Genomic DNA, 20,152 nt, shown 5'->3' with positions numbered 1-20,152 from the left:
TGTTTCTAATCCCGGCGACATATCTTTAAAAAGGATGATGTAACTGGGATTTGTACTTTTCTCCAAACAGGGGGAGTTCGATGAAACTTGAAATCGGATCAGTGGTTGGCAGGACGTCATATAAATGTGATCTATTGTTTCGAATCGTAGGGTTCAATGAAGATAAAACAGTGGCAGATCTTGCCGGTGAAGAGATGAGATTAATTGCCGATGCTCCGGTTGCTGATCTTGTAGCCATGTCTCCGCAGCAGCAGCACGAAAGGCGGCAGGCGGGGCAGGAAAAGGAAGAGTCCTCCTATAAACTGTTCAGGCAGGATTACTACCTGCTCAGGCAGAAGAGAGAATACCTTTCAACAAACGGCTATGAATATGACCAATCGTATTTCGAGCTGCCCGGCCGGGTTCTTCACGTAGATGGTGATCCCCTCTATTTAAGCAAATGCCTTGAGCTCTATAAGCGGCTTGGTGTTCCTGTATATGGGATCCATCTGAAAGAAACAGAAATGCCTGAAAAAGTTCCCGCTCTTGTTGATGAAGTGCGGCCGGATATCCTGGTCATCACCGGGCATGACGCCTACATGAAGAACAAAGGATCAATTGATGATATGCAGGCTTATCGGCATACTAAATTCTTTGTAAGAACTGTAAGAGAAATTCGGAGAAATTATCCTCAGCTTGATCATTTAATGATTTTTGCAGGAGCATGCCAATCTCATTTTGAGTCATTGATAAAAGCGGGCAGTAATTTTGCAAGCTCACCGGCAAGGATCAATATACACGCCCTGGATCCTGTTTATATCGTATCCAAGATCAGCATGACTTCCTTCATGGAACATGTAAATGTGATGGACGTCCTGCGGAACACGCTTACGGGCCGGGAAGGATTGGGCGGGGTCGAAACAAAAGGGTTCTTGCGGACTGGCATGCCGATTAAATCACAAACCTTTACCCAATAAGAAAACTCCAGCCTGTTTGCTGGAGTTTTCTTATGCTTAAAAAAAAGATTATTGGCAAGCATACATACTTTTTTACAATTTCCCACATAATAAAAGTGAAAAAAGGATAATTTTTCATTGACATGACAACTTCAAAATTGCTATAATTTTAGTTTTAATTTGACAAAAAGTAGCGATTTGTGTTACAATTTGTCTAAGTGAGGTGGAGCCGATATGGGTAAAACAATTGTGGACATTAGACGAATTTTAGAGTCTAACGTGGGTAAAAGACTTTCTCTAAGAGCCAACGGAGGTCGTCGCAAAACGATTGAACGACTTGGTACCTTAGAAGAAACATACCCTGCCGTATTTATTATTAAACTGGATCAGGACACCAACGCTTTTGAACGTGTTTCTTACAGCTACGCTGACGTATTAACGGAAACCGTTGAACTAACTTTCTTAGAAGAATCCCAGGTGGTTAGCGGGCAGTAAGAATCCTTACTGCTTTTTTTTTGCCTTTTTTCAAAAAACGAAGACTTAAGCAAACCAATGGTTGATACATAACATTTTATAATCCGTAAAATACTACCCTTATCGCTTATTTTTGAGAGGGGTATTGCATCATGAGCCGTAGACGTGGAATGATGTCTGAACAATTCAAGATGGAGCTTGCAAAAGACCTTGGGTTTTATGATACGGTCCAAAAGGAAGGCTGGGGCGGCATTAAGTCCAAGGACGCAGGCAATATGGTAAAGCGCGCTATAGAAATGGCGCAGCAGAACCTGTCCCGACAGCAATAAAATATGCGAGACGCCGGAGCCATGCTCCGGTTTTTTGTATATAGAGGCGCTTCCCGTTTTATGATAGTATCAAATTATCTTAAAAATATAGGGGAATCTTTATGAATGATAATAAGATATCCATCAAGGCTCCGGCAAAAATCAATTTGTCTCTGGATGTTCTCGGTAAACGGGAAGATGGGTACCACGAAGTAAAAATGATTATGACGACGGTAGACCTCTCTGACCGTGTGGAACTGACACTCCTTGAGGAAAATCGAATAACGATTGAATCTACAGGCGGGTTCGTCCCCCTCGATCAGCGGAACCTGGCTTATCAAGCAGCTTTGCTTCTCAAGAAGACCTTTGGGATTAAAAAAGGAGTCGGGATCCACATTGCTAAGAATATTCCTGTTGCAGCTGGACTTGCAGGGGGGAGCAGCGATGCAGCTGCGGCATTAAAAGGCCTGAATGAGATCTGGAAGCTCGGACTTTCTCTGGATGAACTGGCTGTACTTGGGGCAAAGATCGGTTCTGACGTATCCTTTTGTGTTTACGGCGGTACCGCTATCGCTTCTGGCAGAGGGGAACATATTCAGCATATTAAAGCGCCGCCGCCTTGCTGGGTGCTGCTTGCCAAACCCCCAATCGGTGTATCGACTGCCGAAGTGTACCGAAGGCTTGATACCAAAACCATTGATCATCCTGACATTGAGGCGATGGTTCATGCAATTGAAACGAATGATTATGAAGGGGTCTGCGGCCAGCTGGGAAACGTTCTCGAAACGGTTACACTTCCCATTTATCCGGAAGTAAAGCAGATCAAAGATCAAATGCATCGGCTCGGTGCAGATGGTGTGCTCATGAGCGGAAGCGGCCCAACCGTTTTTGGACTGTTTCAGCATGAGTCGCGGGTTAACCGTGTGTACAACGGCCTGAGAGGTTTTTGCCATGAAGTTTACGCTGTACGCCTGCTGGGTGAGGGACAGGAAGACTTTAAATACTAATGTTCTTTCGCCCTCTTTTTAAAAAAAACGGATAATTTGAACGATTTTCATTTGTATGTTGATAAAAACCGTATGAAAATGGTATATTAACTTCAAATATTCGGTTTTTGGAGGCGCAGGATGAAGTTAAAACGAAGCGGAAGAATGGTTGACTTAACCACATACCTATTGCAGCATCCACATCAGTTGATTCCATTATCATACTTTGTGGAGAGGTATCAGTCTGCCAAATCATCCATCAGCGAAGACTTGGCCATCATTAAAGAAAATTTTGAATACCAAGGGATTGGCTCTATCATTACAGTGGCTGGCGCAGCCGGCGGCGTAAAGTATATTCCTTCTGTTTCTGAAGCGGAAGCAAAAGAGATCATTGAAGAACTGACCGGGATGCTTGAAGATCCTGACCGGCTGCTTCCCGGCGGTTACCTTTACTTAACGGACATCATTGGAAATCCTAATCTGGTCAACCAGGTGGGACGGCTTTTTTCCTCCGTTTTTTCGCTTCAAAAAATTGATGCCGTCATGACCGTGGCAACGAAGGGGATACCTTTGGCGTATGCAGTGGCCTCGCAGTTGAATGTTCCTGTCGTAATCGTACGCAGCAACAGCAGAGTGACGGAAGGGTCTACTGTCAGTATCAACTATGTATCGGGATCAACGAAACGCATTCAAACGATGGCGCTGGCGAGAAGAAGTATCAAGAAGGGTGCCAGCGTACTTATTATTGATGACTTCATGAAGGCTGGCGGCACAATCCGCGGCATGATCAGCCTGATCAAAGAGTTCCAGGCGGAAGTGGCTGGAATAGGTGTACTCGTTGAGGCACAGGATGGAGCAGAGAGGCTCGTGGATGATTATGTTTCATTAACCCGGCTGGCCAGTGTCAATGAAAAGGAACAGAGGATAGAGGTTGAGGAAGGAAATTACTTCATTCAAAAGGAGAAGAGATAACGATGAACAAGGTACAGACTGCAAAAGCACCTGCAGCTATCGGCCCGTATGTACAGGGGATGGTTGTTAATAATCTTTTTTACAGTTCAGGCCAGATTCCTCTGACAGCAGAAGGCACCTTGGTGGAAGGCGATATTGCTGCGCAAACCCATCAGGTTTTTAAAAACCTTCAGGCTGTTTTGGAGGAAGCGAACTCTTCATTCGAGCAAGTAGTAAAAACGACTGTCTTTATCAAAAATATGGATGATTTTGGAACCATTAATGAAGTATACGGAGAGTATTTCTCTGAACACAAGCCTGCCCGTTCCTGTGTGGAAGTTGCCCGCCTGCCAAAGGATGTGCAAATTGAAATTGAAGTCATTGCCTTAGTCAGAACATAAAAATAAAAAGATAGGAAAATAGCACCTTTTCATTTGAGAAGGTGCTATTTTTTATTTTACATAATTTTTTAAAAATTTTTATTATATATAGAAGGATTTTGAAAAAGAATGAAGAAATGTTGTTATACGTTCTTATTTATGGAAAAAGGTGGTGTTTGGAATGGAAGTGACTGATGTAAGACTTAGAAGGGTGAATACAGAAGGACGTATGAAAGCGATTGCTTCGATTACGATCGATCATGAATTTGTTATCCATGACATTCGTGTGATTGATGGGAATAACGGTATGTTCGTTGCTATGCCTAGCAAAAGAACGCCGGATGGGGAATTTAGAGATATCGCTCACCCGATTACGTCCAGTACACGCGAAAAGATTCAAAACGCGGTGTTGACGGAATATCACAGAATGGGTGAAATGGAATCTGCTTTTGAAGAAGCAGGGGCATCCTAAACAGCGTATAAAAGAACTCCTTACTCAAGGAGTTCTTTTTTTATGCTTTTTTTAGCGTGGGTGGTTTTAAGACAGGAATGAAAAGGGAAGTTCCAATGATGTATCTAGTCATTAAAGTACTGCAAGGATAGCTATATTCATAGCCAATAGTAATGTCATTATGAGTATTAATGCTTGAGTTATTGGAGCTTTTTAACTAATCTGGCTCCAGCGACCAAAGCCTCGGCCGCTTCGCTCTCCCGCCTCAACACAAAAAGCGTGTTGCTGCGTAAGCGCTCCACCGTCTTTCAGCTTTATGCGGTCGCTTCAGCTTTTTATCTAATCCAGCTCAAATGGTTAGAAACTTGAGTCACTGCGCCCCTTCGGCCCAGCACAAAGGGCGTACTGGATCTCAAGGCCTCCAGTGCACGGCGTCTCTGCCAAACCATTGGAGCTTTTTAACAATACATTGACAAATCCTTCACACTCCTTGAAATGACTGTGATTATAAGATATATTCGTAAGGGAATATCAGCAGAGTAATAGTAAATAATAGTGGAGGTCATTTATGAGTAAACGCTTCGCAGTAGTGTTAGCTGCAGGTCAAGGAACGAGAATGAAATCCAGTTTATATAAAGTACTGCATCCTGTCTGCGGCAAACCGATGGTACAACACGTGGTCGATCAGATCTCTCAATTGGACATGCAGAAGATTGTAACGGTAGTAGGCCATGGCGCCGAAAAGGTTAAAGACCAGCTCGGAGACCGTTCAGGATATGTACTTCAGGAAGAACAGCTAGGAACAGCGCATGCAGTCATGCAGGCTGATGATGCCCTGTCAAAAGAGGACGGCATTACGCTTGTCGTATGTGGCGACACTCCTCTGATCACTGCAGAAACGATGCAAAAGCTGATTGATGAGCATCAGGCCGCCGGCGCGAAAGTCACGATTCTTACTGCGAAAGCAGAAGATCCAGCAGGTTATGGACGTGTACTTCGCAATGAGAGCGGAACGGTTGAAAGAATCGTTGAGCATAAAGATGCAAGTGACGAAGAAAAGAAAGTACAGGAAATTAATACGGGAACCTACTGCTTCGATAACCAGTCCTTATTTGAGGCTCTTTCTTCTGTCAATAACGATAACTCTCAGGGTGAATACTATTTGCCGGACGTAATCGAAATCATTCAGAAGAAAGGTGAAGTCGTAGCAGCTTATCAGACTCCATCTTTTGATGAAACACTTGGTGTCAATGACCGTGTAGCTCTTTCGCAAGCGGAAAAAACGATGAAAAAACGAATCAATGAAGGGCATATGAGAAACGGTGTAACCATCATTGACCCTGAACAGACGTATATTTCTTCTGACGCAGTCATCGGAAGAGACACCATTCTTTATCCGGGCACAATGATCAATGGATCTTCTGTCATCGGTGAAAACAATATCATTGGACCAAACAGTGAAATTAAGGACAGTAAGTTCGGAAACGGAAATACGATCAAACAGTCCGTCGTTCATGACAGTGAGGTCGGTAATGAAGTAAACATCGGGCCGTTCGCCCATATCCGCCCAGCTTCTTCTATAGAAGACCAGGTAAAGATTGGCAACTTTGTGGAAGTGAAAAAATCGGTTATGGCACAAGGAAGCAAGGCTTCTCATCTAAGCTATATCGGTGATGCGGAGATTGGCAGAGAGGTAAACCTCGGCTGCGGATCGATTACCGTGAATTATGATGGAGAGAACAAGCATCTAACGAAAGTTGAAGACGGAGCTTTCATCGGCTGCAACTCCAATTTAATCGCTCCTGTAACAGTCGGGCAAAACGCCTATGTCGCTGCAGGATCTACAATTACTGATGATGTTCCGGGTGAAGCATTCTCGATTGCGAGAAGCAGACAGACAACTAAAGAAGGTTATGTTTCAAAATTAAAGAACAAAAAATAAAGCATAAAGCTGTTTACAAGAAAATTGAGCAAGTAGTTTAAAAAACGGAAGGAATAGGTGTTAATGGCTACTAGTTATGTTGATTCTACGTTAAAGGTTTTTACGTTAAATTCAAATATTGAACTCGCACAGGAAATTGCGAAGCATATTGGAATTGATCTTGGAAAAAGCTCTGTAACCCGCTTCAGCGATGGCGAAATTCAAATCAATATTGAAGAAAGCATCCGTGGGAGCGAAGTTTATATTATTCAGTCTACAAGCGCCCCAGTTAATCAGCACTTAATGGAATTGCTTATCATGATTGATGCGCTTAAACGTGCTTCAGCCAAAACGATCAATGTGGTCATTCCTTATTACGGGTATGCCCGACAGGACCGCAAAGCGCGTGCGCGTGAACCTATTACAGCAAAACTAGTAGCAAACCTTTTAGAAACTGCAGGGGCGACAAGGGTTATTACTATCGACCTTCACGCTACCCAAATCCAGGGATTCTTTGATATTCCAGTGGATCAGCTTCTTGGTGTTCCGATTCTTGCCAATTACTTTGAAGATAAGAAACTTAATGACATTGTCGTGGTTTCTCCTGATCACGGTGGAGTAACACGTGCAAGAAAAATGGCAGACCGTCTGAAAGCTCCTATTGCGATCATTGACAAACGTCGTCCGCGTCCGAATGTGGCTGAAGTCATGAACATCGTTGGTAACATTGAAGGAAAGACGGCGATTTTGATTGATGACATCATCGACACTGCAGGTACGATCACACTTGCTGCAAACGCGCTTGTTGAAAACGGTGCGAAGGAAGTCTATGCGTGCTGTACACACCCTGTATTGTCAGGTCCTGCAATGGAACGCATCCAGAACTCCAGGATTAAAGAACTTGTCGTGACGAACACGATTGTCCTTCCAGACGAAAAACGCACGGACAAAGTTACTCAGCTATCTGTGGCTCCATTGCTTGGAGAAGCGATTATTCGCGTTCACGAACAGCTTTCTGTTTCCAAACTATTTGATTAATAGACAGCTTTCGGAGGCATGGTTTTTGCTTGCTTGGTTTTAAACTTCGTAAAATAGGGTAATTCTTATAGAGACGTATATATTTAGGAAGGGTGAAATAATATGGCAACAGAACTCAAAGCCAATAAACGAAATACCACAAAGCGTTCTTATATCACTCAACTAAGACAAGAAGGGAATGTGCCTGCAGTTGTATACGGCAGCGGCACAGAACCTCAGTCTGTAGCTGTTACAGAAACAGAGTTTATAAAAGTAATAAAAGACCATGGACTAAACGGGGTTATTTCCCTGGTTACAGATGATAAGAAAAAATTGTCGGTAATGGTTCAGGAAGTACAAAGAGATCACTTAAAAAATGAAATCAGACATATTGATTTCATCGTGGTTGACCTTAAAAAAGAAATCGAAGCTGATGTGCCTTTAACGGTTACAGGCGAATCTCCGGGAGTGAAAGAAGGCGGTGTCCTTCAGCGTATTCTTCATACGGTGACGGTAAAAGCCAAGCCGAATGATTTCCCGGATCATATTGAAGTCAATGCAGAAAATCTTAACATTGGGGATTCCCTCCTTGTAAGAGATCTTCCGGCCTCATCTTCTTATGAAATTGTTGATGACGAGGAAGAGGTTGTTCTGACTGTTACACCTCCGGCCGTTGCTGAAACGGAAGACGAAGATGCTGAAGATCGAGAAGAAGCAGAAGCGGATCCAGGCGGAGATGCAGAAGGAAAAGCTGTGGATAATGAGGACAAGGGTTCCGGCGGGCCTAAAGAATAATTAATAGCAGAAGATAAGGAACGGCGCAGCTTGCAGGCTGCGCCGTTTGTTTTGATTGGGCCTGGCTCAATGGGCTTTTCTGTAGGTGTTCTTAATTAATGACCAGCACTTGTTTAGTGTATAATATGAGATAGCATCATCATAGGCTGCTGGTGTAAGACGGCGGCCATGAAAGTGAGGATTTCATGTGAAATGGTTTGTAGGTCTCGGAAACCCGGGCAGAGAATATGAAAATACACGCCACAATGTGGGCTTTTGGGTGATCGATGAATTATCAAAGCGTTTTAACATTCCTTTAAACCAATCAAAATTTAAAGGGATTTATGGGACGGGTGTAATTAATGGAGAAAAGGTGTATTTATTAAAGCCTTTAACGTATATGAATTTATCAGGAGAAAGTGTCCGCCCTTTTAAAGATTATTTTAAATTGGCTGTTGAGGACATGGTGGTCATTTACGATGATCTGGATACCCCTGCAGGCAAACTGAGGCTGAGGGAAAAAGGAAGTGCCGGCGGCCATAATGGGATGAAATCTATTATCGCCCATATTGGCACTCAGGAGTATAACAGAGTCCGATTCGGAATTGGAAGGCCGTCCAATGCCCAGCCTGTACCGGATTACGTTCTCAGTCCGTTTTCTAAAGAGGACGCTCCTCTTATTGAATCAGCTCTTCAACGGTCATCTGATGCGTGTGAAGCCTTTCTGTCTATGCCGTTTTCACGCGTCATGAATAAGTACAACGGCTGAATAGAAATCCCCTGTTCCGTTCATAATGGGAGTAACATAACATAATATGAACCGGATAAGGGGGCTGAGTCATTGGCTATTCATTATCATTGCCGCCACTGTGGAAAGCACGTGGGAAGCCTGGAGCACCAGAATCTTACTTCAGAACAGCTTGGTTTTCACGAGCTTACTTCTGAAGAAAGGCAAGCGATGCTCGAGTATGACAAGCAAGGGCATTTACAAGTCAAAACCATTTGCGAGGATTGCCATGAAGCGCTTGAGAGAAACCCGGATTACTATGCGCTCCATTCTTTTATTCAATAAGAAAGTCGCTTTGGCAGCTGGCCAAGGCTTTTTCTGTTTGAAGCAGAATAGAATATTCATATCATAAACGGGGAAAAGAGCAAGAAACACCATCAGTAAGCATATACAACATAGTACTGAGGAATACACGGGTTTGTATTTCATCAGGGGGGAGGTTTACATGTTAGGACTTAAAAAGCTCTACAGCAAAGGTGATGATTTTCAGGCTGTACTGACAGGTTTAAAGGAAAACCTGAAAGAACAGCTGGTCGCCGGATTATCCGGATCGGCAAGGACGCTTCTAATTGCCTCTTTATATGAGCAGACGGGACAAACACAATTCGTCATCACTCATAATCTTTATCAGGCTCAGAAGCTCTATGAAGATCTATGCAGCCTGCTTCCGGAAGAAGAGGTTTTTCTTTATCCGGTCAATGATTTGATATCTTCAGAAATTGCAATTGCCAGTCCCGAGTTAAAAGCTCAGCGGTTAGAAGTGCTTAACTTTTTGGCTCATAAGGATAAAGGCGTCATTATAGCTCCGATTGCCGGTGTCAGGAGATTTCTGCCGCCGAAAAGTTTATGGAAACAGAGTCAGCTTGGATTTGAAACAGGAATGGATCTTGAGGTAGAACACGTATTGAATACACTCGTGGCCATTGGGTACGAGCGGGTAAGCATGGTTTCCTCCCCAGGAGAATTCAGTATGCGCGGCGGAATTCTGGACATCTATCCTTTAACAGAAAGACTGCCGGTCCGAATTGAGCTGTTTGATACGGAAATCGATTCAATTCGCTTTTTTGAAGCGGATACGCAGCGATCTGACAAAAAGACAGAAAAAATATTGATCGGGCCTGCACAGGAGATCCTGCTCTATAGTGAACAATTTGAAACAGCGGTTGAAAAGATGGAAGCCGGAGTGGCCTCCACACTAAAAAAGATTAAAGACAAGCAGGTTAAAGAAACGCTTGTTGAACATACGGCTTATGAAATCGGCCAATTTAAGGAAAAGCAGCGCTACCAGGGGATGTATAAATATATATCCTTATTTTATGATGAGCCTGCCAGTCTGCTGGATTACGTGCCAAAGGACAGTATTATCGTAATGGATGAAGTCAGCCGTGTTCAGGAGATGTCGAACCAGCTGGAAAAAGAAGAAGCAGAATGGCATACATCACTGCTGATGCAAGGGGAAATTCTGACGGATATCCGTTTATCACAAGAGAGCGATATCCTACAGCAGGCACCATTCCATAAAATTTATCTATCGCTTTTCCTGCGCCATGTTCCGCACACCAATCCGCAGAATATTGTAAATGTCGAAAGCAAAGGAATGCAGAATTTCCATGGGCAGCTACAAGTCCTGAAGGGTGAACTGGAGCGGTGGAAGAAAACAGGATATACAGTCGTCTTTCTTGCCGCCAATGAGGAGCGGGCAAAGCGTCTGGAAAGAGTGCTGGCTGACTACGAAATGGAAGCGAGCCTTATTTCTGGCGATACCGTACTTAAGCCGAAAGTGAATCAAATTTTGATCGGTGACCTATCGAGTGGTTTCGAATCACCGAAACAGAAGCTTGCCGTCATCACAGAGGAAGAAGTCTTTACAAAGAAAGCAAGACGTCCAGTACGCTCTCAAAAAATGTCCAATGCCGAACGGATCAAAAGCTACTCAGAACTTAAAGTCGGCGATTATGTCGTACACGTTAACCATGGGATTGGGAAATACTTAGGGATTGAAACCCTTGAAATAAAAGGGGTCCACAAAGATTATCTTCACATTCGGTATGCCGGAAATGACAAGCTCTATGTGCCTGTCGAGCAGATCGACCAAGTGCAGAAGTTTGTCGGTTCTGAAGCGAAGGAACCGAAAATCTATGCCTTGGGCGGAAGTGACTGGAAGAAGGTCAAAAGCAAAGTTAAGTCTTCGGTGCAGGATATTGCGGATGACTTGATCAAGCTCTATGCTGAACGCGAAGCCAGTGTTGGTTATGCGTTCGGAAAAGATGGAGCTGAACAGCAGGAATTTGAGTCCTCCTTTCCTTATCAGGAAACAGACGATCAGCTTCGGGCTATTAATGAAATTAAGGTCGATATGGAAAGGACCCGCCCCATGGACCGCCTTCTTTGCGGGGATGTCGGCTATGGCAAAACGGAGGTGGCTATCCGTGCCGCCTTTAAAGCAGTTATGGACGGTAAGCAGGTGGCATTCCTCGTTCCAACGACGATCTTGGCTCAGCAGCACTACGAAACCTTCCGTGAACGTTTTGCCGAGTTTCCGATTTCCATTGGTTCACTCAGCCGGTTCCGTTCTAAAAAGGAACAGTCTGAAGTGACGAAAGGGCTTAAGAACGGAACTGTTGATATTGTCATTGGAACACACCGTTTACTTTCCAAGGATGTCCAGTATCATGATCTGGGCCTTCTGATTATTGACGAGGAACAGCGGTTTGGGGTTACTCATAAAGAAAAAATCAAACGGTTAAAATCTAACGTTGATGTACTGACGTTAACGGCGACCCCTATACCGAGGACGCTCCATATGTCCATGCTTGGTGTAAGGGACTTATCAGTCATTGAAACACCGCCTGAAAACCGTTTTCCTGTTCAAACCTATGTAGTGGAATACAACGCATCCCTTGTGAGAGAGGCGATCGAGCGCGAACTTGGGCGCGGCGGCCAGGTTTACTTTTTATATAACCGTGTAGAAACGATTGATCGGATGGCCGAACAGATATCAGCTCTCATACCTGATGTCCGGGTAGCTGCGGCTCACGGACAGATGTCGGAGAACGAACTGGAATCTGTCATGCTTGATTTCCTTGAAGGCAATACAGATGTGCTAGTGTCCACGACCATTATAGAGACGGGTGTAGACATACCGAACGTCAATACATTGATTGTCTATGATGCTGACAAAATGGGCCTCTCCCAGCTTTATCAGTTAAGAGGGAGGGTTGGGCGCTCCAACCGGGTCGCTTATGCTTATTTTACCTATCAGCGGGATAAAGTGCTTACGGAAGTGGCTGAAAAAAGACTTCAGGCGATCAAGGAGTTCACAGAACTTGGCTCAGGCTTTAAAATTGCAATGCGTGACCTGTCGATCCGAGGAGCGGGTAACCTTCTTGGGGCTCAACAGCATGGCTTTATTGACTCTGTTGGATTTGACCTCTATTCTCAAATGCTGCAGGAAGCCATTGAAGAAAGAAAAGGCGACAAGCCGAAGAAAACTGTACCTGTGATTGATATTAATATTGAAGTGGATGCCTATATTCCTTCGACATATATCGACGACAGCAAACAGAAGATTGACATGTACAAGCAATTTAAGGCGGCGAACTCCCTTGCTGATGTCGATGAGCTTCATGACAGTCTGATCGACCGTTTTGGCGATTATCCGGTTGAAGTGGAATGCTTGCTGTTAATTGCGAGGATTAAAGAGCTGGCCAAACAAGAAAGCGCGGACAGCATTGAGCAAAAAGGCGATACGGTAACCATCATGCTGTCGCAGGAAGCGACAGAGAAAATAGATGGTGCCAAGCTGTTTGATATCGTCAACAAGCTCGGCCGGTTCATTAATCTTGGTGTGGAAAAAGAAAGACTTAAAATATTATTTAACAAAAAACGCATCTCGGATAAAGAACTGCTTCAGGCAATGGAGCAGGTACTGAAGAAGCTAAAAAGCGTCAAAAAAGATAAAGCCAAGTCCAGATCGTAGAAAAAGGCTTTCTTCTAAAAAGATTGTTGCTTTGGGAACATTTTTGCAAAGAACCTTTATTGACAAGTTGATTGGAGTGGAAGGTGCGAGACTCCTCGAAAATGATTTCACATTTTCTTCGTGCGATATAACGCTGCCGAAGCCTTCCTTGTCCTGCGGGGGAAGCGTGACAGATGAGACCACGCAGGCGCTTGCGCCGAGTAGGGCTCAGCGAACGCCCCTCGGAAAGCGAGCATCCTGAAATGGAAATCAACCACTTCCAAGAACAACAAAGAAAACAGCCTGGAAAAAATTAGGACCGGCCAAAAACAAAATGCTTTTGATGAATAGAACTCGCAAGGTAACAAATAATACTAGCAGGGAATGGAACAATCTTCAAAAGAAGGTTTCATTTATGTATTACATCCAGTGAATACACCATATGAAAGCGAGGGCATTATTCTATGAAAGCAACAGGCATTGTACGCCGTATTGATGACCTTGGCCGGGTTGTTATACCGAAAGAGATTCGCCGTACGCTCCGCATCAGAGAAGGAGATCCACTTGAAATTTTTGTGGACAGGGATGGCGAAGTGATATTAAAAAAATATTCACCGATCAATGAACTCGGTGATTTTGCAAAAGAATATGCTGAATCCTTGGCTGACAGTTCGGGACATTTAGTTCTCATCGCTGACCGTGATACTTTTATTGCGGTAGCTGGCGGATCAAAGAAAGACTATCTGAACAAAAGCATCGGCAAAATGATTGAATCATCAATGAACGACCGAAAATCACTGCTTGATTCCAATGGAAGCGAAGTAGAGATCGTAGATGGAACGAAAGAGTCATCATCCTACGTTATTGCACCGATTGTAGCGAGCGGAGATCCGATTGGAGCCGTTGCATTAATATCAAAAGAAGGCAAAAAAATCACAGAACTCGAGCAAAAGCTTGCAGAGACTGCAGCGGGCTTTCTTGCCAGACAAATGGAACACTAAAAGAAGGAAGCTGAGGCTCCTTCTTTTTTTCTGCTATTAACCAGGCGCTTCAGCTTTTCTTGACCCAGCTTCAGCCGCTAGAGACTCGACCACTTCGGTCTTTGTCAGAAAACAAAAAGCGTTTTATGCCAAAGACCTCCAGTGCATTTCGTCTCTAAACAGCGGCTTCAGCTTTTCTTGATCCAGCTTCAGCGCCTAGAGACTCGAACGCTTCGATCTCCCACTTCAACACAAAAGCGTGTTGCTGTGTGAGAACTCCAGCGCTTGTCGTCTCTAACCAGGCGCTTCAGCTTTTCTAACTATGCTATAATACTTATACTTTTATTCGATGCAGTGTTTAGGAGCAGGTATGGACGAACAATCGAAACGGATTTGGCATGGGGCGTTTTTGTTGACCATCGCCATGTTTATCGTAAAAATTCTAAGTGTGGTTTACCGCATTCCTTATCAAAATATAACAGGCAATACGGGGTTTTATGTGTTTCAGCAGGTGTATCCGTTTTACGGCATCGCCTCAGCATTTGCACTGGCCGGGTTTCCTGTTGCTCTTTCCCGTCTTCTGTCTGAAAGGTCAGAAGGTCTTTTAGAAAAGGAGAGAGGCACGATCATCCGAAGTGCATTTACTGCATTTATTGCGGCAGGCTTGCTTCTTTTTCTTCTGTTGTTTTTTGCATCAGCCAAGATTGCAAGCTGGATGGGTGACCCGGGGCTTCGGCTTCCAATTCAGGCAACCTCGCTGATCTACTTGACCGTACCCTTTGTGGCCGTTTTCAGGGGAATCTTTCAAGGATTTGAACAAATGAAACCCACAGCTTTTTCCCAGGTGGCAGAACAGTTCATCCGGGTCGCCTGTATCATCGGATTTTCCTATTATTTTATTTCACATGGCTATAATGTCTATATTGCCGGTGCGGGAGCTTCCGCTGGCTCTGCTGTCGGTTCTTTGGCAGGGCTGCTCGTTTTGGTTCTCTATTTCTACCGATCCGGGAGCCGGAAGAAAAGCTGGATAGTGGGGTCCAAGCCATCAAGAAAGATAGGTTTTCAGCTCCTTTCAGCGGGGCTTCTATTATCATTGAGCTCAATGATTTTACTTTTATTCCAGCTGGCGGATGCGTTTACGTTCGTAAATCTTCTGCAGCAAAATGGGGTGTCGCTAGGGGAGGCAAGAAGTTTAAAAGGGATCTTTGACAGGGCGCAGCCGCTCCTTCAGCTGGGTACGGTCATTGCAACATCCATTTCCCTTGCTGCTGTCCCAGCGGTGGCCGCGGCAAAAGTACGTTTGGACTCTGCCAGAATTCAAAAAATATGCGGTATCTCGATAAAGGCTGTTTTTATTATCGGTCTAGCCGCTTCGGCAGGCCTTGCCGTGATTATCGAGCCTGTAAACCGGATGCTTTTTGAGAGCGCGGAAGGATCCTTGGAAATCGCAGTCCTGGGTATCTCTATCCTGACCGTTTCCCTTTTCCTTGTATCCACCGGCCTTTTGCAGGGGATGGGTTACAGTACCTATCCTGTGATGAGTGTATCAGCTGCTTTTATTGTTAAAGTGGCAGGAAACCTTGCTATGATGCCGTTATGGGGTCCAATGGGAGCAAGTTTTGCCACTGTATTGGCATCCATTGCCGCAGCGGCAATAAATCTTGTCATATTAGAAAGAACAACAGGCTTTGCTGCTGCAGAAAAATTATATGGCATACGCATCGGCGGCTCTGCGGCTGTGATGTCGCTTACGGCATGGCTCATAAAATCAGGATTGGATCGTGTGATGACAGAATCCAGATCGGCGGATGCTGTCATTTCACTGGCTGCCAGTGCAGGCGGCGGGGTCGCTCTTTTTGTGGCACTCGCAACAGCTAAAGTATTTAAGGTGGAAGAACTGGTCCGCATTCCTAAACTACAAAAATTACAGCATATGTTGAAACGCTGGAAAGAAAGAAGGAGTTAACATGCCTTATTCGATAACAATACTTGGACTGGGAGCAGGGGACCTGGATCAGCTCACTGTAGGAGTGTACCGGATGCTGCTTAAGGCAGAACATGTCTTTGTCCGTACAAATGATCATCCAGCTGTAGCTCAGCTGGAGCAGGAAGGCGTCAAGATGACTTTCTTTGATGACATCTATGAAAAACATGATGCTTTTGAAGATGTTTATCGTGAAATCACTTCTGTTTTATTCCAAAAGGCTTCTTCAGATCACATCATCTATGCCGTGCCGGGTCATCCGCTTGTTGCCGAGCAAACCGTTCAGCTGCTGCTGAAGGAAGCTGACAGCCGCGGCGTTGAAGTGAAAGTGGCGGGAGGCAAAAGTTTTCTGGATGAGATGTATACCGCTTTAAAAATTGACCCGATTGATGGATGTCAAATCTTGGACGGCACCAGCTTGAGGAAGGAACACATCCAGATCCGCAACCACCTCATCATCGTGCAGGTGTATGATGGATTCATCGCTTCCGAAGTAAAACTGACGTTAATGGAAAAGTATCCGGATGACTTTAACGTTGCTGTTGTGACCGCTGCAGGAAGTGCCGAAGAATCCATTCAGTGGGTTCCCCTCTATGAACTGGATCGTTCTGTCACGCTCAATAATTTGACGGCCGTCTATGTTCCTCCAGTTGATAAAGAAGAAATGCTGTACCGGGATTTTGAGCATCTGCGGGGTATCATCAGAGAACTGCGCGGGCCGGACGGCTGTCCATGGGACAAGAAACAAACGCATGAATCGTTGAAAAAATATTTAATCGAAGAAGCCTATGAAGTGCTTGAGGCCATCGATGATGAAGATGATGAGCATCTAGCGGAGGAATTGGGGGACGTTCTCCTTCAAGTCTTGCTGCATGCCCAAATCGGTGAAGATGAAGGTTATTTTTCAATGGATGAAGTGATCTCGGGTCTGGCAGAAAAAATGATCAGGCGCCATCCTCATGTATTCGGTGACGTAGAAGCCGATACAGCGGATGAAGTGCTTCAAAATTGGGAGCAGATCAAATCTAAGGAAAAAGGAAATGAGCACCGCCGCTCGCTCCTTGATGGGGTAGCAAAAGGGCTTCCTGCGTTGCACAAAGCTTATGATTATCAGAAAAAAGCAGCAAAGGCCGGTTTTGACTGGGATGAGGTCACGCCTATTTTAGATAAGTTAAGGGAAGAGTTCGATGAATGGAAGGCCGCAGAATCCGACGATGAGCGCCGTAAGGAATTTGGGGACATGCTGTTCACCATGGTGAACCTCGGACGTTTTTACGGCATCCATCCGGAAGAAGCACTGGCACTGACGAATCAAAAGTTCTATGCCCGGTTCCGCTATATCGAAAATGAACTAAGCAAAGAAGGGCTAACTCCAGAGGAAGCATCTCTGGAAAAGATGGACCAGCTCTGGAATCAGGCGAAAGAAAATTTGTAAAACCGGGAAGGAATCTGTTTTTTCTTAGAGAATATTGTTCGAGAGCAAGCAGAACCCTTAAGTTTTCTGGACTTTGCCCGAATCTTTTGAAAGAATGCTAAGGAGGTTTTTAAAAATGAACAGAAATGAACTAGTGACAAATATTGCTGAGAAATCAGGTTTAACCAAGAAAGACGTTGAAGTGGTAGTAAGTGGTCTTGTTGATGAGATTACAAATGCGTTGAAGAGCGGGGACAAAGTACAATTCGTAGGATTCGGAACGTTTGAAACAAGAGAGCGTTCAAGCCGTACAGGGCGCAACCCGCAAACTGGAGAAGAGATCAGCATCCCTGCCTCTACAGTTCCGGCTTTCCGTCCAGGGAACAAGTTAAAGGAAGCCGTAAAGTAAATGCGTCTTGATAAATTTCTTAAAGTCTCCCGTCTTATTAAAAGAAGGACGGTAGCAAAGGAAATTTCTGATCAAGGCCGCATCGCCATCAACGGCAAACAGGCCAAATCCTCTTCGGTTCTGAAAGCCGGTGACGAACTTTCTATCCGCTTCGGACAGAAACTCGTGACCGTTCGCGTAGACGAGCTAAAGGAGTTCACTAAAAAAGAGGAAGCTGGCCAAATGTATACCATCATCAATGAGGAATCACTTCAATCAACGGAAGAAGAGCCTAAGTTCTAGGCTCTTCTTTTATTTAGCTCTGTTAGTCCATGTATGTTGTTGATTTTTTGTGGGGTGTGATTGAGAAAAAGACTTGAGGTCTCTTTTAAACATTAGTATGCGATGTCTGGTCTTTAGCGGCCGGAGGGGGAAACTTATCTTTTGTTTTCAGCTTAAAACATTAATTTCATCCCTAGTCCTCGGAGGATGCGCTTTTCTTTGTTTAGTCCAAGTTCTAAAGTTGTCCCTCTTTTCATAAACATAAAGCGAAAGAGGGGGATTAGAATGGACCAATATCATAACTATGGCTCCTTAAATAATGCGAACCTTCCAGATCATGACGTGAAAATGGTTGGCCGGAAAAAACTTGAGATCACTGGTGTCAAACAGGTTGAAAGCTTTGATAACGAGGAGTTTCTACTGGAAACAACGATGGGCTTTCTTGCAATCCGGGGTACCAACCTGAAAATGAAGAATCTGGATGTGGAATCCGGCATGGTGTCCATAGAAGGGAAAGTATTTGACCTTGTTTATCTTGACCAGCAGAGCGGGGAAAAAACCAAAGGATTTTTCGGCAAGCTTTTCAAATGACCTTATCTGTACAATTCCAGACGATGCTGTCCATGGCAGCCATGGGAATATGGATCGGTATGGCGATTGATACGTATGGCCGTTTCGTCCATGAACGCCGAAAATGGTACTGGCTGCACTTTATCAATGACTTGATTTTCTGGCTTCTGCAGGCACTGATTGTCTTTTATGTTTTGCTTCATGTGAACCATGCCAATCTCCGTTTGTATATTTTTGCGGCTCTTTTGTGCGGCTTCAGTTTTTATAAAGCGTTGCTGCAAACAGGCTATAAACGCGTGCTGGAAGTAATGATCCGCATTGTCACACAATTGTTCCGCTTTTTCGTACGGCTTTTCTATGGATTTATAATAAAGCCTGTAAAATGGGTAATCTCTATCATTTTAGCTATAGGCATTTTGGCGGCAAGATGGGTTTGGGCCATTGTTTTCACGCTGCTCAAGATTGTTTTTTCTCCAATAAAATGGTTATTTAGACTGATTTCGCGTTTCATTCCTAAGCAAACATGGTATAATTTAAAAGGTAAATGGCTAAAAAAAGCAGGGATTCTTATTTCTCTGAAGAATACAGTCAAAAATTGGTTCCGCAAACAGGAGAAATAGGAGGGTGGACATGGTCCAGTTTAATAAAGAGAAGATTACTGAATTAAATACGGGCTACGTTAAAGAACATCATCTCCAGCAAAAGATCGACGCGAAGAAGAAACGTGGTTTATATCGACGCCTGGCAGCTTTTATGGTGGTTTTTTCGTTTTTTGCCTTTATGCTGATCTCAACCATCACTTCCCAAATGGTCTCACTCGAGGATAAGGGGAAGCAAGAAAAACACCTGAAGGCCAAATTAGAGCAGACGAAAAATAAGAAGTCACAATTAAAAGATGAAGTGCATAAACTAAAAGACGTTGATTATATCGGGGAGATTGCAAGGCGTGATTACTTCATGTCAAAGAAGGGGGAGACCGTATTTAAAGTACCGGGGTCTTCGTCGGATTGACATCCCGAATTTTTCACATGTATAATAAAGTAAACTTATGAATACCTAAGGAGGAGCATTTTCTTCATGTCAATTGAAGTAGGCAGCAAGTTGCAAGGTAAGGTTACAGGAATTACTCATTTTGGAGCGTTTGTCGAGCTGCCAGGAGGAACAACCGGACTTGTGCACATTAGTGAAGTTGCGGACAATTATGTTAAGGACATTAACGACCACTTAAAAGTCGGTGATGAAGTCGAAGTTAAAGTCATGAATATCGAAAAAGACGGCAAAATCGGCTTGTCCATTAAAAAGGCGAAAGATAATCCTGCACCGGTGAGAAGCAGCTACGGAGCAAACAAAGGAAACTTTGGTGCACCGAAAAGCGGCGGATTCGGCCCGTCAAAAGGCGGATTCAATAAACAGCGCAAAGGTTCTCCTCGCGGCAATGGTGGTTTTAACACGGCTGTAACATTTGAAGATAAAATGAGTAAATTCTTAAAAGACAGTGAAGACCGTCTGGCAACATTGAAACGCCAAACAGAGTCAAAACGCGGCGGACGCGGAGCTCGCCGAGGCTAATAGGCTGCTGACTTGAATGCTCA

Annotated in this window: 22 protein-coding genes; all 22 read left to right on the top strand. The window is 44.2% G+C overall.

Going from position 1 to position 20,152, the window contains the following annotated elements:
• Positions 1-80: 80 nt before the first annotated feature.
• The 22 genes from yabG (at position 81) to OKX00_RS00065 (ending at position 20,129) form a co-directional block, all read left to right on the top strand.
• Complete coding sequence (yabG, locus tag OKX00_RS00170) at positions 81-956, top strand: sporulation peptidase YabG (RefSeq protein WP_265408979.1); 876 nt, start codon at positions 81-83, stop codon at positions 954-956.
• 213 nt (positions 957-1,169) lie between these two features.
• On the top strand, positions 1,170-1,430 hold the full coding sequence (gene veg, locus OKX00_RS00165) for a biofilm formation stimulator Veg (RefSeq protein ID WP_061975971.1): 261 nt from the start codon (positions 1,170-1,172) through the stop codon (positions 1,428-1,430).
• Positions 1,431-1,561: 131 nt separating this feature from the next.
• A complete protein-coding gene (locus tag OKX00_RS00160; RefSeq protein ID WP_053356268.1) occupies positions 1,562-1,738 on the top strand; it encodes a small, acid-soluble spore protein, alpha/beta type in 177 nt (58 codons plus the stop codon).
• Positions 1,739-1,839: 101 nt separating this feature from the next.
• Positions 1,840-2,724 carry a 4-(cytidine 5'-diphospho)-2-C-methyl-D-erythritol kinase gene (gene ispE / locus OKX00_RS00155; RefSeq protein WP_265408978.1) on the top strand — a complete coding sequence of 295 codons (885 nt, stop codon included), beginning with the start codon at positions 1,840-1,842 and terminating at the stop codon, positions 2,722-2,724.
• Between the two features lie 120 nt (positions 2,725-2,844).
• Positions 2,845-3,675 carry a pur operon repressor gene (purR, locus tag OKX00_RS00150; protein ID WP_053356266.1) on the top strand — a complete coding sequence of 277 codons (831 nt, stop codon included), beginning with the start codon at positions 2,845-2,847 and terminating at the stop codon, positions 3,673-3,675.
• A 2-nt stretch (positions 3,676-3,677) separates the two neighbouring features.
• Complete coding sequence (locus tag OKX00_RS00145; RefSeq protein ID WP_265408977.1) at positions 3,678-4,055, top strand: RidA family protein; 378 nt, start codon at positions 3,678-3,680, stop codon at positions 4,053-4,055.
• Positions 4,056-4,215: 160 nt separating this feature from the next.
• Entirely contained in the window at positions 4,216-4,506 is a 291-nt protein-coding gene (gene spoVG / locus OKX00_RS00140; RefSeq protein ID WP_053356264.1) for a septation regulator SpoVG, read from the top strand.
• Between the two features lie 547 nt (positions 4,507-5,053).
• Positions 5,054-6,427 carry a bifunctional UDP-N-acetylglucosamine diphosphorylase/glucosamine-1-phosphate N-acetyltransferase GlmU gene (glmU, locus tag OKX00_RS00135; protein ID WP_062240355.1) on the top strand — a complete coding sequence of 458 codons (1,374 nt, stop codon included), beginning with the start codon at positions 5,054-5,056 and terminating at the stop codon, positions 6,425-6,427.
• 63 nt (positions 6,428-6,490) lie between these two features.
• Complete coding sequence (locus tag OKX00_RS00130; protein WP_062240352.1) at positions 6,491-7,444, top strand: ribose-phosphate diphosphokinase; 954 nt, start codon at positions 6,491-6,493, stop codon at positions 7,442-7,444.
• A 102-nt stretch (positions 7,445-7,546) separates the two neighbouring features.
• Positions 7,547-8,218: a 50S ribosomal protein L25/general stress protein Ctc gene (locus tag OKX00_RS00125; RefSeq protein WP_062240348.1), complete on the top strand. Its 672-nt coding sequence runs from the start codon at positions 7,547-7,549 to the stop codon at positions 8,216-8,218.
• Between the two features lie 187 nt (positions 8,219-8,405).
• Positions 8,406-8,966: an aminoacyl-tRNA hydrolase gene (gene pth, locus OKX00_RS00120; RefSeq protein WP_053356260.1), complete on the top strand. Its 561-nt coding sequence runs from the start codon at positions 8,406-8,408 to the stop codon at positions 8,964-8,966.
• Between the two features lie 72 nt (positions 8,967-9,038).
• The gene (locus tag OKX00_RS00115; RefSeq protein ID WP_053356259.1) at positions 9,039-9,269 is read left to right on the top strand and encodes an anti-sigma-F factor Fin; all 231 of its coding nucleotides are present in this window, start codon (positions 9,039-9,041) and stop codon (positions 9,267-9,269) included.
• A 160-nt stretch (positions 9,270-9,429) separates the two neighbouring features.
• A complete protein-coding gene (gene mfd, locus OKX00_RS00110; RefSeq protein ID WP_265408976.1) occupies positions 9,430-12,963 on the top strand; it encodes a transcription-repair coupling factor in 3,534 nt (1,177 codons plus the stop codon).
• A gap of 443 nt (positions 12,964-13,406) precedes the next feature.
• Positions 13,407-13,943 (top strand): stage V sporulation protein T, encoded by a 537-nt coding sequence (spoVT, locus tag OKX00_RS00105; protein ID WP_053356256.1) that lies wholly within the window; start codon positions 13,407-13,409, stop codon positions 13,941-13,943.
• A gap of 349 nt (positions 13,944-14,292) precedes the next feature.
• Entirely contained in the window at positions 14,293-15,888 is a 1,596-nt protein-coding gene (locus OKX00_RS00100) for a putative polysaccharide biosynthesis protein (RefSeq protein WP_265408975.1), read from the top strand.
• Between the two features lies 1 nt (position 15,889).
• Positions 15,890-17,341 (top strand): bifunctional methyltransferase/pyrophosphohydrolase YabN, encoded by a 1,452-nt coding sequence (gene mazG, locus OKX00_RS00095; RefSeq protein ID WP_265408974.1) that lies wholly within the window; start codon positions 15,890-15,892, stop codon positions 17,339-17,341.
• Positions 17,342-17,456: 115 nt separating this feature from the next.
• The gene (locus tag OKX00_RS00090) at positions 17,457-17,729 is read left to right on the top strand and encodes an HU family DNA-binding protein (protein ID WP_053356253.1); all 273 of its coding nucleotides are present in this window, start codon (positions 17,457-17,459) and stop codon (positions 17,727-17,729) included.
• The gene (locus tag OKX00_RS00085) at positions 17,730-18,011 is read left to right on the top strand and encodes an RNA-binding S4 domain-containing protein (protein ID WP_053356252.1); all 282 of its coding nucleotides are present in this window, start codon (positions 17,730-17,732) and stop codon (positions 18,009-18,011) included.
• Between the two features lie 264 nt (positions 18,012-18,275).
• The gene (yabP, locus tag OKX00_RS00080) at positions 18,276-18,581 is read left to right on the top strand and encodes a sporulation protein YabP (RefSeq protein ID WP_053356251.1); all 306 of its coding nucleotides are present in this window, start codon (positions 18,276-18,278) and stop codon (positions 18,579-18,581) included.
• The gene (yabQ, locus tag OKX00_RS00075) at positions 18,578-19,180 is read left to right on the top strand and encodes a spore cortex biosynthesis protein YabQ (protein WP_265408973.1); all 603 of its coding nucleotides are present in this window, start codon (positions 18,578-18,580) and stop codon (positions 19,178-19,180) included. Before yabP ends, yabQ begins: the two co-directional genes overlap by 4 nt.
• 10 nt (positions 19,181-19,190) lie before the next feature.
• The gene (locus OKX00_RS00070) at positions 19,191-19,571 is read left to right on the top strand and encodes an FtsB family cell division protein (protein WP_062240335.1); all 381 of its coding nucleotides are present in this window, start codon (positions 19,191-19,193) and stop codon (positions 19,569-19,571) included.
• 66 nt (positions 19,572-19,637) lie between these two features.
• Positions 19,638-20,129 (top strand): S1 domain-containing RNA-binding protein, encoded by a 492-nt coding sequence (locus tag OKX00_RS00065; protein WP_265408972.1) that lies wholly within the window; start codon positions 19,638-19,640, stop codon positions 20,127-20,129.
• Positions 20,130-20,152 lie beyond the last annotated feature (23 nt).

This window comes from Fictibacillus sp. KU28468 (assembly GCF_026153615.1).
In the GTDB taxonomy this organism is placed as follows: Bacteria; Bacillota; Bacilli; order Bacillales; family Fictibacillaceae; genus Fictibacillus_C; species Fictibacillus_C marinisediminis.
This window is presented reverse-complemented; position numbering and strand designations above follow the sequence as displayed.

What these genes read in the sequence shown, in the direction of transcription:
- OKX00_RS00160 (WP_053356268.1), top strand. Translation starts at nt 1,562, where the DNA reads ATGAGCCGTAGACGTGGAATGATGTCTGAACAATTCAAGATGGAGCTT.
- glmU (WP_062240355.1), top strand. Translation starts at nt 5,054, where the DNA reads ATGAGTAAACGCTTCGCAGTAGTGTTAGCTGCAGGTCAAGGAACGAGA.
- OKX00_RS00065 (WP_265408972.1), top strand. Translation starts at nt 19,638, where the DNA reads ATGTCAATTGAAGTAGGCAGCAAGTTGCAAGGTAAGGTTACAGGAATT.
- ispE (WP_265408978.1), top strand. Translation starts at nt 1,840, where the DNA reads ATGAATGATAATAAGATATCCATCAAGGCTCCGGCAAAAATCAATTTG.
- OKX00_RS00085 (WP_053356252.1), top strand. Translation starts at nt 17,730, where the DNA reads ATGCGTCTTGATAAATTTCTTAAAGTCTCCCGTCTTATTAAAAGAAGG.
- OKX00_RS00130 (WP_062240352.1), top strand. Translation starts at nt 6,491, where the DNA reads ATGGCTACTAGTTATGTTGATTCTACGTTAAAGGTTTTTACGTTAAAT.
- spoVG (WP_053356264.1), top strand. Translation starts at nt 4,216, where the DNA reads ATGGAAGTGACTGATGTAAGACTTAGAAGGGTGAATACAGAAGGACGT.
- yabQ (WP_265408973.1), top strand. Translation starts at nt 18,578, where the DNA reads ATGACCTTATCTGTACAATTCCAGACGATGCTGTCCATGGCAGCCATG.
- yabP (WP_053356251.1), top strand. Translation starts at nt 18,276, where the DNA reads ATGGACCAATATCATAACTATGGCTCCTTAAATAATGCGAACCTTCCA.
- OKX00_RS00090 (WP_053356253.1), top strand. Translation starts at nt 17,457, where the DNA reads ATGAACAGAAATGAACTAGTGACAAATATTGCTGAGAAATCAGGTTTA.
- mfd (WP_265408976.1), top strand. Translation starts at nt 9,430, where the DNA reads ATGTTAGGACTTAAAAAGCTCTACAGCAAAGGTGATGATTTTCAGGCT.
- mazG (WP_265408974.1), top strand. Translation starts at nt 15,890, where the DNA reads ATGCCTTATTCGATAACAATACTTGGACTGGGAGCAGGGGACCTGGAT.
- OKX00_RS00125 (WP_062240348.1), top strand. Translation starts at nt 7,547, where the DNA reads ATGGCAACAGAACTCAAAGCCAATAAACGAAATACCACAAAGCGTTCT.
- yabG (WP_265408979.1), top strand. Translation starts at nt 81, where the DNA reads ATGAAACTTGAAATCGGATCAGTGGTTGGCAGGACGTCATATAAATGT.
- purR (WP_053356266.1), top strand. Translation starts at nt 2,845, where the DNA reads ATGAAGTTAAAACGAAGCGGAAGAATGGTTGACTTAACCACATACCTA.
- veg (WP_061975971.1), top strand. Translation starts at nt 1,170, where the DNA reads ATGGGTAAAACAATTGTGGACATTAGACGAATTTTAGAGTCTAACGTG.
- OKX00_RS00145 (WP_265408977.1), top strand. Translation starts at nt 3,678, where the DNA reads ATGAACAAGGTACAGACTGCAAAAGCACCTGCAGCTATCGGCCCGTAT.
- spoVT (WP_053356256.1), top strand. Translation starts at nt 13,407, where the DNA reads ATGAAAGCAACAGGCATTGTACGCCGTATTGATGACCTTGGCCGGGTT.
- OKX00_RS00100 (WP_265408975.1), top strand. Translation starts at nt 14,293, where the DNA reads ATGGACGAACAATCGAAACGGATTTGGCATGGGGCGTTTTTGTTGACC.
- OKX00_RS00070 (WP_062240335.1), top strand. Translation starts at nt 19,191, where the DNA reads ATGGTCCAGTTTAATAAAGAGAAGATTACTGAATTAAATACGGGCTAC.